Source organism: Arthrobacter sp. zg-Y877 (assembly GCF_030373105.1).
Lineage (GTDB): Bacteria > Actinomycetota > Actinomycetes > Actinomycetales > Micrococcaceae > Arthrobacter_B.
Genome location: NZ_JAUCPU010000001.1, coordinates 56,207 through 72,074, shown reverse-complemented (window position 1 = coordinate 72,074; position 15,868 = coordinate 56,207). Strand labels below are relative to the sequence as shown.

The following is a 15,868-nucleotide window of genomic DNA, read 5'->3' as shown; positions in this document are numbered from 1 at the left end:
GATTTAGGACTCTACCCCGTCGCTGGAAAGGGCAGTGAATCCGTATCTTGTCAAAGCCTGCCGCAGTTCCACGCGGTCATCGAGGGCAAGGTTCTCCCCCATCACTTCCTGCCAGACTTCGTGTCCCCGGCCGGCCACCAGGACCGTGTCCTGCGGGCGTGCCAGTTCCACGGCGCGGTCGATCGCAGCGGCCCGGGGTGCCACCTCTTCGATGACGCACGGCAGGCCTTCGCCGGATTTGGCGGCTTCGGCGCCGCGCAGCACATCGGCCCGGATGGCGGCCGCATCCTCGCCGTGCGGGTCATCGTCGGTGACCACGACGACGTCGGCCAGGCGGGCCGCGATGGCCCCCATCAGCGGGCGCTTTGTCTGGTCCCGCTCACCGGTGGCACCGAAGACGACGATCACCCGGGCGTCGCCGCCCGGACGGCGCACGGACGTGAGGGTGCGGGTCAGCGCATCGGGGTTGTGGGCGAAATCAACAATGGCTGCCGGTTCCTCGCCGATCAGCTGCATGCGGCCGGGCACCTCGACCGTGAACGGGTCGTGTTCCGCCAACGCGCGCTGGACGGTATCCGCTGGTACGCCGGAGGCCAGCACCATCACGGTGGCCAGTGCGGCGTTGGACACATTGAAGGTGCCGGGCAGGGCGGTGGAGACCCGCAGCTGCTCCCCTTCGGGGCCGCGGAGCGTAAAGGAGTGTCCGAGTCCGCGGGGCTCAACGTCCGTGACGGACCAGTCAGCGCTGCGGCCGGTGCCGTCGGTGGCCAGGGTCAGGACGGGTACCCCCGCCCGGGCTGCCATCTTCGCTCCCCAGTCATCGTCCACCGTGACCACGGCCCGGCGTGCGCGGTCCGGCTGGAACAGTGCTGCCTTGGCGGCAAAGTACTCCTCCATGGATCCGTGCAGGTCCAGGTGGTCCTGGGTCAGGTTCGTGAACCCGGCGACGTCGAAGCGGACGCCGTCCACGCGGCGGTACGTGATCGCGTGGGAGGACACTTCCATCGTCGCCGCGTCCAGGTCCCGCTCACGCATCAGGGCCAGCAGCCCATGCACCTGCGGCGATTCGGGCGTGGTCAGCACGCTGGGAATGGCTTCTCCGCCGGCGAGGATCTCGATCGTGCCGATCAGTCCGGTGGTACGCCCCAGCGCCTGCAGGAGCGAGTTAATGAAGTAGGAGGTGGTGGTTTTGCCGTTGGTGCCCGTGATTCCGAACAGGGTGGGGCGGGGCCCCTCCGCGGGAACGCTGTTGAAGACGGCAGCGGCCAGCGGACCCACCAGCCGACGGACCTCCCCGGCAACGAAGACTGGAATATGCAGGCCGGACAGATGCGCCAGCCCTGCCTCGTCGGTCAGGACCGCCGACGCTCCGGCGGCTTCGGCCGCACCTGCGAAGCGTGCGCCGTGGTGCCGGGCACCGGCAACGCCCACATACAGGTCGCCGGGGAGCACCTCACGGGAATTGATGGTGAGTCCCGTTAGCTCCGTATCCCAGGCTGCTTCCGCCGTGCCTGCGGCAGGTGCAACGTCCCGCAGCTGCGCAGGCAGTGCCTGCACCGCGGCGCGCACGGTCACCGGATCAACGGCACCGGGGCGGAGACCGGATCCGGTGGGCTGGTTTTCACTTATTGGCACTTCAATGCTCCAGGAATTAGTACTCAATGGGGTAGGTCACAGGCTGACCGGTGGAGGGCGGGACGTTGTTGCTGACGAGCGTCTGCTCCATGACCTTCTGGAAGGACTGGCCCGGAATGATGTAGTAGAGGTCGCCCTGGGGCCGCTGGAGGGTCACCACAACCACGTACTTCGGATCGTCCATGGGTGCAATACCAGCATAAGAGAGGGTGGAGCCTGAATAGCCGCCGTTGGGCCCGGGGGCTTCAGCCGTACCGGTCTTGGAACCGACCCGGTACTGCTTCAACTCCCCTGTCTTGCCGGAGCCGTCCTTGGTGACCGTTTCCATCATGTGCTGGACCTGCTCCGCAGTGTCCTCGGAGACCACCCGCGTACCCGGTTCCTTTTCCACCGGCTGCTCGGTGCCGTCCTCGGTGATGACAGAGTCGATGATGCTCGGCTGGATGCGCACGCCGTCGTTGGCAATGGTCTGGTAGACGCTCGCCGTATGCAGCGCCGTCTGCGTCAGGCCCTGGCCGAAGAGAACGGTGTACTGCTGCCGTCCGTCCCAGGCGTCGGGTTCGGGCAGCAGGCCTGCGGTCTCACCGTTCAGCCCGACGTTCAGCGGCTGGCCGATCCCGAACTTCCGGAGCCAGTCGTACCGCTCCTGCGGCGTCAGCTGCTGCCCGACCATCACCGTTCCGGTGTTCATGGACTTTGCCAGCACACCGGCCACGGTCATGTGGACGGTCCCGTGCGGAACGGCGTCCTTGAAGGTCTGGCCGTCAACGGTGTAGGTGGGTTCGATCTCCAGCCGTGTTTCGGGGGTGGTGAGACCCTGCTCAATCGCGGCCGCCATGGTGATGACCTTGGTGGTGGAACCGGGCTCGAAGAAGTCCGTAACGGACCGCGCCTTGCGGGACTCAGCCGGGGTTGCCCCGGGGTTGTTCGGATCCACCGTGGTGGATTCCGCCAGGGCAATCACGCGTGCCGTGTCCGCCTCCATCACAACGATGTTGCCCCACTCGGCTTCGTATTCCTCCACCTGCGCCGCAATGGTCTGCTGGGCGAACCACTGGAGATCCTGGTCGATGCTCAGCTTGATGGACTCGCCGTCGTGGACGGGTACGTCCTCGTTGGTGGCGTACGGGATGCGGATGCCGTCTCCGCCGATTTCGTAGGTCTTGCTCCCCGCTTCACCGGCGAGGATTTCGTCCTGCGTCAGTTCGAGGCCTTCCTGGGCGCCCTCCGTGCCGAGGAAGCCCACGATCGATCCGGCCACTGAGCCCGAGGGGTAGGTCCGCAGGGTGGTCCGGTCCGCGTAGATTCCCGGGAACTTGACGGCCAGGACTTTTTCCTTGGTTTCGGGGGTGACCGTCTTGGCCACAAAGTTGAAGCCCTTATCGCCCAGCAGTGCCGAGCGCAGGGTAGCCGTGTCCTGGCCGAGGATCACCGAGAGTTCCTCGAAGGCCTGGTCGAAGGTGACCTCCTGGAGTTTGCCTTCGGCGTCGCGGCGCTTGAACTTCTCCTCGATGTCCTGGGACAGCCGCTGGTCCACCACAATGTCGAACCGCTCAACGCTTCGGGCCAGGTAGTTGCCCTTGGAATCGAGGATGCTTCCCCGCAGCGCCGGTACCGAAACGGTGACGAGCCGGTTGTCCACGGCGCTCTGCGCCATGCCGTCCGGGTCCAGTGCCTGCACATGGAAAAGCTTCAGCCCCAGGATGGTCAGCACTGCCAGGGCCAGGATCAGTCCGGCGCGCAGCCGCCCGGTAACGATGGCCACCCTGTGGTTGTCCGGGCCGGATGTTTGTGCCACAACGTGTCCTCGATTATGCCTAAAATTCGATGCCTGTCGGCCTGGATCAGTTTCCGCTTCGCTGTACCGGTGCGGGGATGGTGCCGCCGTTCAGTTCCGCTGCTGAGTTTTCCTCCGGGGCTGCCTCCGGGACTGCCTCGGGGGCGGCCTCCGGTGCCGGTGCCTCCACCGGGGCGGGGGGCATGGCTGCTGCCGCTGCACGTGCAGCGGCTTCTTCCTGCTCCTCGACCGCCCTCACCGTATCCCGGGGTTCCTCGGCAGCCACGGACGGCGCGGGCATAATCGGCTGTGTCAAAACACTCGGCGCACCGATCAGCAGCTTCGCGGGATCGCCTTCCTTGGCTGCCTCCGGGCTGCCTGTTACGGCCAGGGTCTTGAGGTCGATGGTGCCGAAGCTGGGTGAGGAAACCATTCCCAGCTTCACGGCCGCGGCGGCCAGCACCTGGGGTGCCTGGTGGTTTTCGATTTCCTGGGTCAGGGCTTCGTTGCGCTGGGCCAGTTCGGCTTTCTCGCCCTGCAGCTGCACAAGCTCGTACTGTCCGCTGGATACCGAAATGTTGAGCAGCAGCACCGAGGCCAGACCCAGCACGAGGGCGGCAAAGCAGAAAACGGCGAAGGGGGCGCGACGGCGGCGGGCCGCGGCGGGGACCAGTGACAACGGAGTGCGCCGCCGGACAGCGGGGGCCTCCTGCGGCGCGGCCGTATCCCAGTCCAGGGCACGCGCAGTGTTGCCCTCAAAGGCCGGTGCGGCAGCTCCGGTGCGGAAGCGGGCCGAAGGCCGAAGTTCACTCATTATTTCCTGGTCCCGTCCATGGGTTTGCGGATTCGTTCTACTGCGCGGAGCTTGGCGGAGGCTGCCCGGGGATTCTCTGCGATTTCCTCGTCCGTGGGCACCTCGGTGCCCTTGGTCAACCGCTTGAGCTGGGCCTTGTGTTGTTCAAGTTCAACGGGGAATCCCTTGGGCGCAGAGGACTGTGCACCAGCCGCGAAGACGCCCTTGACGATTTTGTCTTCCAGCGAGTGGTAGGACATCACCACGACGCGGCCGCCCATGTTGAGCACCGACAACGACGCCGGTATGGCCCGTTCGAGGACATCCAGCTCCTCGTTGACCTCGATGCGCAGGGCCTGGAAGGTCCGCTTGGCCGGGTGCCCACCGGTCCGTGCGGCTGCCGCCGGAACGACGCCCCGGATGGCCTCGACGAGTTCGCCGGTGGTGGTGAAGGGCTTTGCGGCGCGTGCCGCGACAATGGCCGAGGCAATGCGTCCTGCGAACTTTTCCTCGCCCCATTTACGGATAATGCCGACCAGCTCGGCTTCGCCGTAAGTGTTGACGACGTCTGCAGCGGTGCGTCCGCGGGTGGTGTCCATCCGCATGTCCAGGGGTGCGTCGTAGGAGTATGCGAAGCCCCGGTCACGCTCATCGAGCTGGAGCGAGGAAACGCCCAGATCGAACAAGGCGCCGTCGATGCCGTCGAAGCCAAGGTCGGTCACGACGTCCGCAATCTCGTCGTACACCGCGTGGACCAGGTCGATCCGGTCCGCGAAGGGCTCCAGCCGCTTACCGGCCAGTGCCAGGGCCTGACGGTCCCGGTCAATTCCGATCACGTGAAGCTGGGGGAAACGCTGCAGCATGGCTTCGCTGTGCCCGCCCATGCCCAAGGTGGCGTCCACCACCACGGCGCGGCCATGCTCTGCAACAGCGCGTTCGATGGAAGGAGCCAGTAAATTGATGCAGCGGTCGCGCAGCACCGGAACATGCCGTTCCTCGGTGGGGCGCTCTTCGCTCATCTGAGGCTTCCTTCCGTTCATTATGTTGTCTGCCCTGCAGCCGGTTCTTGAATCAGACCCCCATCCGCGCCTCACCGCTGCGTTCCCGCCTGGCTCCGGGGAAGGGAAGCCAGGTGGACCGCGGTGGGGCGGCGGGAGATCTCATCCAAGACCCGGCCCCGCCTGGGCCTGGTCATGTATTGGTACTGCTAGAAAATTCCGGGAATCGCGTCTTCGTCAGTTTCCGAGAACGCGGTTTCCTGTTCCGCCAAGTAGTTCTGCCAAGCGGTTGCATCCCAGATCTCAGCGCGGGTGCCGGCACCAATCACCACCAGCTCGCGTCCGAGTCCTGCGTACGACCTCAGTGCCGGAGGAATGGTTACCCGGCCCTGCTTGTCTGGAACTTCGTCAGAGGCTCCCGAGAGAAAGACCCGAATGTAATCCCGCGCCTGGCGGGAGGAAAGTGGAGCTTCCCGCATCTGGTCGTGGACCCGTTCGAATTCCTTCTGGCTGAAGACGTAGATGCAGTGCTCCTGGCCCCTGGTCAAGACCAGGCCGTCGGCCAGTTCCTCGCGGAACTTGGCCGGCAGGATCAGCCTTCCCTTCTCATCGAGGCGCGGTGAATGCGTTCCTAGGAACATCACGCACCGCCCTGTCTGATTCGGGGAAAACCCCTCGAGTACCGCCCCTACCCTCTTATGTCCCCCACTTTACTCCACTTCCCTCCACAGTCAACGCTTTCGCCGCCCGGATTCCGGGCGCGTCGGTTTCGAAAACCGCAGGCTGGTGCGGATCGGGCCGGGTGGGGAGAAGTGGAGGGATCACGGCGTCGGACATTCACCGGGGAAAGGAGTCCGAGCACGCCCGGAAACAAAACCGGACACAAAAAAGGACCCGTCGAAACGGATCCGTTTTTGGAGCTGTTAAGCCCGGTGGGGCAGCCTGTCTACGGCTGGTCGCGTTTGCGCTCTTCCCACTTGTTCTCCAGGTTGTTCATAAAGCCGCGCTGCGAACTGGACTCGCGTTCCTTGCGCCCGACTGCGGCTTTGGGTGGAGTCTTCCGGCCGCGGGTAGTTGCGTAGTAGACCCCTGCCCCCATGATAAGGAATCCCAGGACACCGACCGGGATGCCCGCTTCCGTTATTCCCAGCAGCAGCACCGCCAATCCCGCAATGGCCAGCAACGCGCCGAGGACTATGCGCCTCGTCGAGATCCCACGGCCAGCGGACGTCGCCATTGAGTTCGCGAATTTCGGATCTTCGGCGTGTAGTTGCTGCTCCAGTTGATCCAGCAAGCGCTGTTCGTGTTCCGACAGTGCCATTGCTGCCTCCTTGCCGTCCGGTTGTGCCCCTGTAAACCAACCAACGAACGTATAGCGCCGAATGTTCCCCGCGCGGGCCCGCTGCTGCTTTGCACTTAGTCCAAGGATAGGTGGCAACCCGTCCGCACGAAAGCGGCCCGTCTACGTATTGGGCCGGGTACGCCCGCCGCCTGCCCCAGGAGGCGGACCCGCATCGGAAGATAAGCCCGGCAGCTGGTCCGGTTCCGCCGGGGACTTCCGCTGGGACGGGGCGATGAGCCGCGCGGGCATCACTCCAAGTTCACCGAAGCGCCGGTTGATCCGGTCCAGTGCATCCTCGGCCGAGCGCCAGCTGTCTTCCCGCCCGTCCAGGGTCAGCTGCATCGACGCGCCCTCGGCGGACTCAAGCTGTTCCGCCCGGAGTCCAATCAGCCGAACACTCTGGGGCCGCGGCCCCAGGGCCGTCAGCAAACCCTTGGCAGTCTCATAGATCATCTGCGCGCTGTCGACCGGCTCGCGCAGCGTACGCGTCCGGGTGAGCGTAGTGAAGTCGGCGTAGCGGAGCTTCAGGGAGACCGACCTGCACTGGAGGCCCGCCGCCCGCAGCCGGACCGCGCTGCGGTGTGCAAGGCGAAGCAGTTCCGTATGCAGCACCTCATCGTCGCTGACGTCGGAGGCGAAGGTTTCTTCGGCACCGATGCTTTTCTCCCGCCGCACCGGAGTCACCGCCCGGGCATCCCGGCCCCAGGACAGTTCATAGACGTGGTCCCCCACTGCCCCGAGCAGCCGGCGGAGCACCGAAGGCGGAGTATTCGCGACGTCCGCCACCGTAGCGATGCCGACCCTGGCCATCACCTCGCGGGTTTTGGCGCCAACGCCCCAGAGGGCGGAAACATCAAGGGTATGGAGGAACTCCACGGTCTGTTCCTTGGGGACCAGCAACAACCCGTTGGGCTTGCACCTGGTGGACGCAATCTTCGCCACGAACTTGGTGGCGGCGATGCCGACGCTCGCCGTCATGCCCAGTTCAGCAGCCACCCGCTTCCGGATGAGCTCTCCGATGACGCGCGGTGGACCGAGCCTGCGCATGGACCCCGCAATATCGAGGAACGCCTCGTCAACGCTCAGCTGTTCAACCAGCGGGGTGATGGATTCGAAGATCTGCATCAGCTGGCCGGAATACGTCCGGTAGACGTCCTGGTGCGGCTCCAGGACCACTGCCTGCGGGCACTGCCTGCGGGCAACTGCCATAGGCATGGCGGAGCGGACGCCGTACCGCCTCGCTTCATAGGATGCCGACAGAACCACGGAGCGGCCGCCCAGCCCGCCCACGATGACAGGCTTGCCGATCAGGTCCGGGCGCTTCAGCAGCTCGACGGAGACATAAAAGGCATCCATGTCCACGTGCATTATGGTGCAGTCGCGGTTGCCGCTGCCGGCGTCGGGACCATTACTCACTCCCTTATCGTAGCCAGCCCCGCCCCCTTACCGCGCCCCCGCTGGAAGCCCGGTGCTTCGGAGCCCTAACCATCCCCGTGGAACCGGGTCCGGTTCCCCTAGACTGGGTGGCAGGACCCTGCCCCCCACCGATGTGGAACACGATGAATAAGACCCTCACGACGCTCTCTGCCGCGGCCCTGATCCTGGCAGCCACTGGATGCACCACCGGCACGGAGGAAGGAAGCGACTTCCCTTCCACCGCCGGTTCGCCTGCGGCCTCGTCCGCTGCCTCCGGGACGGCAGGCTCCCCCACAGCGTCGCCCGTTGCCCTCGCCGAGGGGTTCCCCTCCAACCTCATCCCGGTTATGGAGGGTTCGGATCTCCTTTCAAGCACGGTCGACCGCAGCGGCGCCACCCTCACCGCCGTCCTGGTCGAGTCTTCGGACGCACCAGCCGCCGAGATCCTCGCCTTCTACGACGCCAAACTCGTCGCACAGGGTTTCACGGCCGCTGAGGCCGCACCGGGGTCCCCCGCTTCCCGGGACTACGTCCGCACCGGGAGCGGCGAACCGGAAACGGTAAACATCACCACCGTGGCAAAGGACGGAGGCAAGGCAACGGTGACAGTCGGCGCCTCAGTCCTCGCAGAAACGGTGAAGTAGCCGTGCCAGCCACTCCGCTCGAATCCGCACAGCAGGAACAGACGGCGTACCGCGGCCTGCTTGCCGCCGAGCTAGAAGATTTCCTGGCAGTCCAGGGAGACGTCCTGGCCGGGGTTTCCCCGGAAGCACTGCCGCTGCTGGAGGCCGTGCATAACCTGGCCCGCGGCGGCAAGCGGCTCCGCGCACTTCTCGCCTATTGGGGCTGGCGCGGCGCCGGGGGTAACGCGCTGGAGCCGGAAGCCGTCCGGGCGGGGGTGGCACTGGAACTGTTCCAGACCGCCGCACTGATCCACGACGACATTATTGACCGGTCCGACACGCGCAGGGGCGGTCCGAGCGTCCACCGCACGTTCGCCCTGGCACACGCTCAGTTCCAGTGGCATCTGGACGGACCCCACTTCGGTTCCTCCGCTGGCATCCTTGCCGGCGATCTGTGCCTGTCCCTCAGCGAGGAAATGTTCTCGGCCGTCGGTCCGAGGGCAGCGCACGGCACCGAGGCCCGGCGGATCTTCAACCGGATGCGCACCGAGGTCATGGCTGGGCAGTACCTGGACATCCGGGAAGAGGTGGCAGGCCCCGGCTACGATCCCGAGCACGCCGTCGTGCGGGCCCTGAACATCCTCCGCTACAAATCCGCCAAGTACACGACTGAGCACCCCCTGGGTCTGGGCGGCGCCCTGGCCGGCGCGGACGCGGAACTCCTCTCCGGATATTCCCGCTTCTCCCTCCCGCTGGGTGAAGCGTTCCAGCTGCGCGACGACGTCCTGGGTGTGTTCGGAGATCCACTCACCACAGGCAAGCCGGCCGGAGATGATCTGCGTGAAGGCAAGCGGACGGTCCTGATCGCCTATGCATTGTCCGGTGGCGGCGAGAACGTCCGGAAGGAGATGACGGCCCTGCTCGGGGATCCAGACCTGGACGACGACGGCGTGGAACACCTTCGCGGGATCATTGTGGATACCGGGGCGCTGGCGGCAGCCGAAAAACTCATCGCGCAGCATACGGACGCAGCGTTCTCTGCCCTGTCCGCGCTTCAGGTGGACGATATCTCCCGGGCCGCCCTGGATGCGCTGGCCCACTCGGCCGTCAAACGCAGCGCCTAGCCGATCCGGCCCCGGCACCTGAAGACCCGTAGAGAAAGAGGGAGCCGGCCGTCATGGACGGCCAGCTCCCTCTTTATCAGTGCGGGTGGATGCTGCTACCAGCCCAGCGCCTGGGCGCGGCGGCGGATCTCTGTCTTGCGTCCCTCACGGAGCGCGTCCACGGGGCGGCCCGGCAGGGTGTCGTCCGCTGTAAAGAGCCAGCGGATCATTTCCTCGTCGTGGTAGCCGGCGTCGTCGAGCACCGAAATGGTGCCCTTCAGACTGTCCAGGACGGATCCATCGGCGATAAAGGCAGCGGGGATGCTGCGGATCTTCCGCTCGCCGAGGCGCACAGCCACCAGGGCTCGCTCCTCCAGCAGGCTATGCACCTTGTTAATAGGGAGATCAAGTTGTTCAGCCACATCGGGCAGGGTCAGCCAGTCGGAAACGAGTTCCTCGAGTTCATTCACCCTTCAAGGGTGCCACGTCCGGGGCGCCGCGGGCCACTTGGCCGTTCGGCAACCGAACTGAAACACAAAATGACCTACTCAGGTATTGTGCCGCTGCCTGCTTAGTGTAAATTCACATGAGTACCTTAAATCACACGAGTAACTAACGCATCAGTAGTAACAGAAACAACATAAGTAACACCTGTCCCATTACTTGTTTTTAATCCAAGGATTTGCGGTAAAGGCCGCGGCCATCACAGATGAGGAAACATCACCATATGAACGCTCAGTCGACAACGGGAACGCCAGCGGCGCGTCCCGGTTCCACCGGAATGCCGCGCAAGCTGAGCGTTGCCGCCACGACCGCTGCCATTCCTGCAGTGATGATCTCCGCTCTGGCCTTCGCCGAGCCCGCCGACGCCGCCCCCGCGGCACCGCAGAACTCCCTGTTCCCCCAGCTTCCCCTTCAGGCGATCAAGAACCTGAACACCGGGGCGGCCACCGGTGTCACCGCTTCCCAGCTGGCCACCCAGGTTCCGGCAACTCTGCCGGCCGAGTCTTCGGTTCCCACCACCCACCGGATCGTTTCCGGCGACACGGTCACGTCGATTGCCGCACAGTACGGACTTTCCGTGACGGAACTGCTGCGGGTGAACAACCTGCAGGCGACGTCGCTGATCTTCGCGGGAGACGACCTGCGCCTGAGCGGTGCCTCCGCTGATTCCACTGCGCCTGCCGCGCCCGCTCCGGGCGCCTCCGCCGGAACCTACACCGTTGTGTCCGGGGATACCCTGGGTGCCATCGCCGCCAAGCACGGCGTCAGCCTCTCCAGTGTCCTTGCAGCCAATGGACTCACCCTCACCTCCGTCATCTACCCGGGCCAGACCGTCCGGGTCGACGGCCAGACACCTGCTACCGCTCCCGCAGCTCCGGCAGCCGTGCAGACCGCAGCCGGCACCGAAGGCGGCTACACGGTTGTTGCCGGCGACACGCTCGGTGCCATCGCGGCCAAGCACGGCGTCAGCCTCTCCGGCATCCTTGCCGCCAATGGCCTGTCCCTGACCTCGGTGATCCACCCCGGCCAGAAGATCAGCGTTGACGGCAGCACCGTCAGTGTCACGTCCTCCGCACCCGTGGCCGCCGCGCCTACGGACCTGGTGCCCAGCACGTTCCTGCACTACACCTACCCCGAGCACACGGTGGCCGGCGCCAACCTCAACAAGCAGACGCTCAATTCGCTGCCGGTTCCCGGCCGCGCCCAGATGCAGCAGATCGTTGCTGACACCGCAGTGCAGATGGGTGTTGACCCGGCGCTGGCTCAGGCCTTCGCCTTCCAGGAGTCCGGCTTCGACCAGCGCGCCGTCTCCCCCGCAAATGCCATCGGCACCATGCAGGTCATTCCCTCCTCCGGCGAATGGGCCTCCCAGCTGGTAGGCCGCCAGCTGAACCTGCTCGATCCCTACGACAACGCCACCGCAGGCGTAGCGATCATCAGTGCGCTCCTGCGCAGCAGCGACACTATGGAGAACGCCATCGCGTCCTACTACCAGGGCCAGTACTCCGTCAGCACCCACGGCATGTTCGCAGACACACGCGCCTACGTGAGTTCGGTGCTTGCCCACCGGGCCTCCTTCCAGTAGCCACGGCAGCAACAGAGTGCAGCTGAAGGGTCCGGATCGGGTGTCGATCCGGGCCCTTCCGCGTCCCGCCATTAGGATCAAATAGTGCATGAGCCCGTGAAAGACTCCCTCGTTGAGACGCTGGTAGACGACCGTTACTTCGTCAGGTCCCTGGTGGCGCGCGGCGGGATGTCCACCGTTTACCTCGCTACCGACCGCCGCCTGGATCGCGATGTGGCCCTGAAGGTGCTGTACCCGCACCTCGCTGCGGACCGTGGCTTCCTGCGCCGATTCGAAAGTGAGGCCAAGTCCGCCGCCCGCCTGTCCCACCCGCACGTCGTCGGTGTCCTGGACCAGGGCATCACCGACAGCCTGGCCTACCTCGTGATGGAATACGTGCCCGGGCGGACTCTGCGGGGACTGCTGGACGAGCGCGGCACACTGTCGCCGCGCCTGGCCCTGGCCCTGCTCGATGCAGTGGTGGAAGGGCTGGCCGCCGCCCACGACGCCGGATTGGTCCACCGTGACGTCAAGCCGGAGAACGTGCTCCTCGCGGACAACGGCCGGATCAAGATCGCCGACTTCGGGCTGGCCCGCGCGGTGTCCACCAATACCAATACCGGAACCCTGGTTGGCACCGTCGCCTATCTGGCACCCGAACTTGTCACTGCAGGCGGCGCGGATGAACGCAGTGACGTCTATTCCGCCGGCATCATGCTCTATGAAATGCTCACCGGGCGCCAGCCGTATACCGGGGATGCGCCCATCCAGGTGGCCTTCGCACATGTCCACTCCACGGTGCCCGCCCCGTCGGTCCTCTGCCCCGGGCTGGCCGAGGACCTGGACGAGCTGGTCCGCTGGTGTACGGCCAAGGATCCCGAGGAACGCCCGGTCAACGGCCGTGCACTGCTGGGCGAGCTGCGGCATATCCGGTCCTCGCTGAATGACGCGGAGCTGGATTACCGCTGTGCGTCCGGTCCGGCCGGTAGGAAGGCCCCAACCGGTGCACCGACAGAGTCGCTGGCCGGCGCCACGGAGGTCCTGGCCGCAGCCGGTGCCGCCACGAGCGTCATCGAAACCTCTTCGCTGCGCCCGGATGCTGGCCAGGGTGATGCCACCGAGGTCATCCGGCGCGGCGGCAACGACACTACCGTTTTCCCCGCCGGCGGACTCGGAACCGGCAACCACGGTGATGCCGACAATGCCGACGGGGATTACGACGACGACGATGACCGGGACGATGATCACGGCGACGACGGCGACCTCAGCCCCGCTGCCCGCCGGCGCCTGGCGAAGCGGGACGAGCGCGACCGGCTCAGGCAGAGCGACCGTGAAGCCCACCGCCCCCAGGTATCCCTCCGCAGCGGCAAGCCACGCCGCCGGGGCATCCTCCTTGCCGTGCTTCTGACAGTCCTGCTTGCTGCCGTTGCCTATGCAGGCTGGTTCTTCGGTGCCGGACCCGGTGCCCTTGTCTCCATCCCGGACGTGAGCAACGTGTCCGCCCAGGAGGCCGGCACGCAGCTGGGCGATGCGGGGCTGAACTACACCACCGACGAGGTGTTTGATGAAGTAGTGGCGGCTGGGCTGGCGGTGGGGACGGACCCCGCAGCAACCCAGGAGGTCCGTCGGTTCCGGCCCGTGACGCTGCTCGTTTCCAAGGGGCCTCAGATGTTCTCCGTACCCAACCTGGCACAGCGGACCATCGAGGCTGCCGAGTCCGACCTTCGGGACGCGGAGCTCGTGCTGGGCGCGGTCACCGAGGAATTCAGCGAAAGTGTTGCCGCCGGAAACATCATCAGCCAACAGCCGCTGCCCGATGAGCAGCTGCGGCTGGGCACCCCGGTGGATGTCACGGTTTCCAAGGGACCCGCACCCGTTGAAGTTCCGCTGGTGACCGGCCTGGCCGAGGCCGCCGCCGTGGACGCGGTCGAAGCCGCCGGGCTCGCGGCCGCCGTCGCCCCGGAACAGGTCAACAGCGTTTCCGTTCCCAAGGGTGCGGTGGTTGCCCAGACCCCCGCCTCCGGCCTGTTGGAGCGGGGAGGGACAGTCACGCTGACCATCTCCCTGGGCCCGCGGATGGTCGAGGTTCCGAATTACGTGGGGCAACGTGCCGAAGCGGCCCGGGAAGACCTCGAGAGCCGCGGGTTCACCGTGGAAGTGGAGAACCTGCTCGGCGGGCTGCTGGGCCTGGTCCGGGACCAGGAGCCGGGCGCGGGCACCGCACCCGAAGGCTCCACCATTGTCCTCAAGGTGGTCTAGGAGGGCAGCAGCGGTCCCGGCAGGAACCCTTTTCCCGCGGGAAGTCCGTTATTCCCGGCGGGACAGCGCCCCGGCCACCAGGAATGCCATCTCCAGGGACTGCATATGGTTCAGCCGCGGGTCGCAGACGGATTCGTAGCCTTCCACGAAAGCGTCCTGGTCAACGGGATCCGCTCCGCCCAAACACTCGGCGACATCGTCACCCGTCATTTCCACGTGCAGTCCACCGGGGAATGTGCCCAGTGAGTCGTGCACTTCGAAGAAACCGCGCACCTCGTCCATCACGTCGTCGAAGTTGCGCGTCTTGTAGCCGTTCGGGGACGTGACGGTGTTTCCGTGCATGGGATCGGTGACCCACAGTACCTGGGCACCTGTCGCCGTCACCTTCTCCACCAGGGAGGGAAGCTTCTCGCGGATGTTCCGGGCCCCCATGCGGGTGATGAAGGTCAGCCGTCCGGGTTCCCGGTTGGGGTCCAGCTTCTCAATCAGGGCCAGGGCGTCTTCGGCGCCCGTGTTCGGGCCGAGTTTCACGCCGATGGGATTGCGCACCCGGGACAGGAAATCCACGTGCGCGGAATCCAGGTCCCGGGTCCGCTCCCCAATCCACAGGAAGTGCCCGGAGGTGTCGTACGGCTGGCCCGTGCGGGAGTCCACCCGGGTCAGGGCACGTTCGTAGTCGAGCAGCAGTGCCTCATGGCTGGCGAAGAACTCGACGCGCTTCAGCGCTTCGAAATCCGCTCCGCAGGCATCCATGAACCGGACGGCGCGGTCGATCTCCCGGGCCAGGGACTCATAACGGGAGTGCGCCGGATTGGATGTAAATCCCTTGTTCCAGTGGTGCACCAGCCGAAGGTCGGCGAACCCGCCCTGGGTGAAGGCACGGATGAGGTTCAGGGTGGAAGCGGACGTATGGTACGCCCGTACCATCCGGGCAGGGTCGTGCCGACGGGACTCGGGGGTAAAGTCAAAGCCGTTGACCATATCGCCGCGGTAGGCGGGCAGGGTGACGCCGTTGCGGGTTTCCTCGTTGGATGAGCGGGGCTTGGCGAATTGACCGGCCATCCGGCCCATCTTGATCACCGGGACGGAGGCGCCGTAGGTCAGGACCACGGCCATCTGCAGCAGCGTCCGGACGCGGGCGCTGATCTTATCCGCGGTGGCTGCCTCGAAGGTCTCGGCACAGTCCCCGCCCTGCAGCAGGAAGGCACGGCCCTGTGCTGCCTCCGCTAGGCGGCTGCGGAGCACGTCCACCTCACCGGCGAATACCAGCGGGGGCACCATCGAAAGTTCGGCAATGGCTGCGTCATATCCCGGATCGTCCCGCCAGGACGGCTGCTGGGAGATGGGCAGGGAACGCCAGGTGTCCAGTTCGGGGTGGGCCGCGGACGTCGCCGCTGCACCCGAGAGCATGGTCGGGATGGTCGCGCCAGTTACAGGTGTGTCAGTCACGACTTAAGCGTACTTGCTCCCCCGATGACACAAACAGGACCGTAACAATCACGCGCCCGGCACGAAACACGGGCACAGGGAGGAGTCCGGGGTGACCCGGATGTCCGAGGTTTCCCAGGGTGCCCTAGGCGGTATGGGAACGCTGGTCGGCGCTGCCGCCGTCGTCCGTGGATGCGGCATCGACGGCACCCGCGGCGGCCCGCCGGCGGCGGGACAGCATGCGGCGCTTGCTTCCGGCATTCGGGACGGCCGCTTCAGCTCTGCCTGCCTCAGCCGTTCCTGTTTCAACCGTGCCTGGCTCAGCCGCGCCTGTTTCATCCGTGCGTGCGGTCCGCTGACGTGCCCTGCCCTTGGCCGCCTTGCCCTTGGCCGCCTTACCGATGATGGTCACGGTACCGGGACGTT

At 65.8% G+C, this 15,868-nt stretch carries 13 protein-coding genes; 4 read left to right on the top strand and 9 right to left on the bottom strand.

The window, feature by feature from the left end:
- Positions 1-3: 3 nt before the first annotated feature.
- The 7 genes from QNO03_RS00325 to dinB form a co-directional block, all read right to left on the bottom strand.
- The gene (locus QNO03_RS00325; protein WP_502874538.1) at positions 4-1,629 is read right to left on the bottom strand and encodes a UDP-N-acetylmuramoyl-L-alanyl-D-glutamate--2,6-diaminopimelate ligase; all 1,626 of its coding nucleotides are present in this window, start codon (positions 1,627-1,629) and stop codon (positions 4-6) included.
- A 22-nt stretch (positions 1,630-1,651) separates the two neighbouring features.
- Complete coding sequence (locus QNO03_RS00320) at positions 1,652-3,433, bottom strand: peptidoglycan D,D-transpeptidase FtsI family protein (RefSeq protein WP_289601267.1); 1,782 nt, start codon at positions 3,431-3,433, stop codon at positions 1,652-1,654.
- A gap of 46 nt (positions 3,434-3,479) precedes the next feature.
- Complete coding sequence (ftsL, locus tag QNO03_RS00315; protein ID WP_289601265.1) at positions 3,480-4,226, bottom strand: cell division protein FtsL; 747 nt, start codon at positions 4,224-4,226, stop codon at positions 3,480-3,482.
- Positions 4,226-5,224: a 16S rRNA (cytosine(1402)-N(4))-methyltransferase RsmH gene (gene rsmH, locus QNO03_RS00310; protein ID WP_229947537.1), complete on the bottom strand. Its 999-nt coding sequence runs from the start codon at positions 5,222-5,224 to the stop codon at positions 4,226-4,228. The genes ftsL and rsmH overlap by 1 nt, the downstream gene beginning before the upstream one ends.
- A gap of 188 nt (positions 5,225-5,412) precedes the next feature.
- The gene (mraZ, locus tag QNO03_RS00305) at positions 5,413-5,844 is read right to left on the bottom strand and encodes a division/cell wall cluster transcriptional repressor MraZ (protein ID WP_229947991.1); all 432 of its coding nucleotides are present in this window, start codon (positions 5,842-5,844) and stop codon (positions 5,413-5,415) included.
- A gap of 305 nt (positions 5,845-6,149) precedes the next feature.
- Complete coding sequence (locus QNO03_RS00300) at positions 6,150-6,524, bottom strand: SCO2097 family morphological protein (RefSeq protein WP_289601263.1); 375 nt, start codon at positions 6,522-6,524, stop codon at positions 6,150-6,152.
- A gap of 141 nt (positions 6,525-6,665) precedes the next feature.
- Positions 6,666-7,961 carry a DNA polymerase IV gene (dinB, locus tag QNO03_RS00295; RefSeq protein ID WP_289601262.1) on the bottom strand — a complete coding sequence of 432 codons (1,296 nt, stop codon included), beginning with the start codon at positions 7,959-7,961 and terminating at the stop codon, positions 6,666-6,668.
- A gap of 143 nt (positions 7,962-8,104) precedes the next feature.
- On the opposite strand from dinB, the gene QNO03_RS00290 reads away from it, so the two are divergent.
- Together QNO03_RS00290 and QNO03_RS00285 are read left to right on the top strand one after the other, a co-directional pair.
- Positions 8,105-8,605 (top strand): hypothetical protein, encoded by a 501-nt coding sequence (locus QNO03_RS00290; protein ID WP_289601261.1) that lies wholly within the window; start codon positions 8,105-8,107, stop codon positions 8,603-8,605.
- A gap of 2 nt (positions 8,606-8,607) precedes the next feature.
- The gene (locus tag QNO03_RS00285; protein ID WP_289601260.1) at positions 8,608-9,708 is read left to right on the top strand and encodes a polyprenyl synthetase family protein; all 1,101 of its coding nucleotides are present in this window, start codon (positions 8,608-8,610) and stop codon (positions 9,706-9,708) included.
- 95 nt (positions 9,709-9,803) lie between these two features.
- On the opposite strand, the gene QNO03_RS00280 is transcribed toward QNO03_RS00285, so the two are convergent.
- Entirely contained in the window at positions 9,804-10,157 is a 354-nt protein-coding gene (locus tag QNO03_RS00280; protein ID WP_229947532.1) for an Rv2175c family DNA-binding protein, read from the bottom strand.
- Positions 10,158-10,414: 257 nt separating this feature from the next.
- Between QNO03_RS00280 and QNO03_RS00275 the strand changes: the two genes are divergently transcribed.
- Both QNO03_RS00275 and QNO03_RS00270 read left to right on the top strand, forming a co-directional pair.
- Entirely contained in the window at positions 10,415-11,776 is a 1,362-nt protein-coding gene (locus tag QNO03_RS00275; protein ID WP_289601259.1) for a lytic transglycosylase domain-containing protein, read from the top strand.
- 84 nt (positions 11,777-11,860) lie between these two features.
- Complete coding sequence (locus tag QNO03_RS00270; RefSeq protein WP_354003869.1) at positions 11,861-14,014, top strand: protein kinase domain-containing protein; 2,154 nt, start codon at positions 11,861-11,863, stop codon at positions 14,012-14,014.
- Between the two features lie 48 nt (positions 14,015-14,062).
- Here QNO03_RS00270 and QNO03_RS00265 read toward each other — a convergent pair whose 3' ends face one another.
- Positions 14,063-15,424, bottom strand: a complete 1,362-nt coding sequence (locus QNO03_RS00265) for a class II 3-deoxy-7-phosphoheptulonate synthase (RefSeq protein WP_229947983.1) — start codon at positions 15,422-15,424, stop codon at positions 14,063-14,065.
- Positions 15,425-15,868 lie beyond the last annotated feature (444 nt).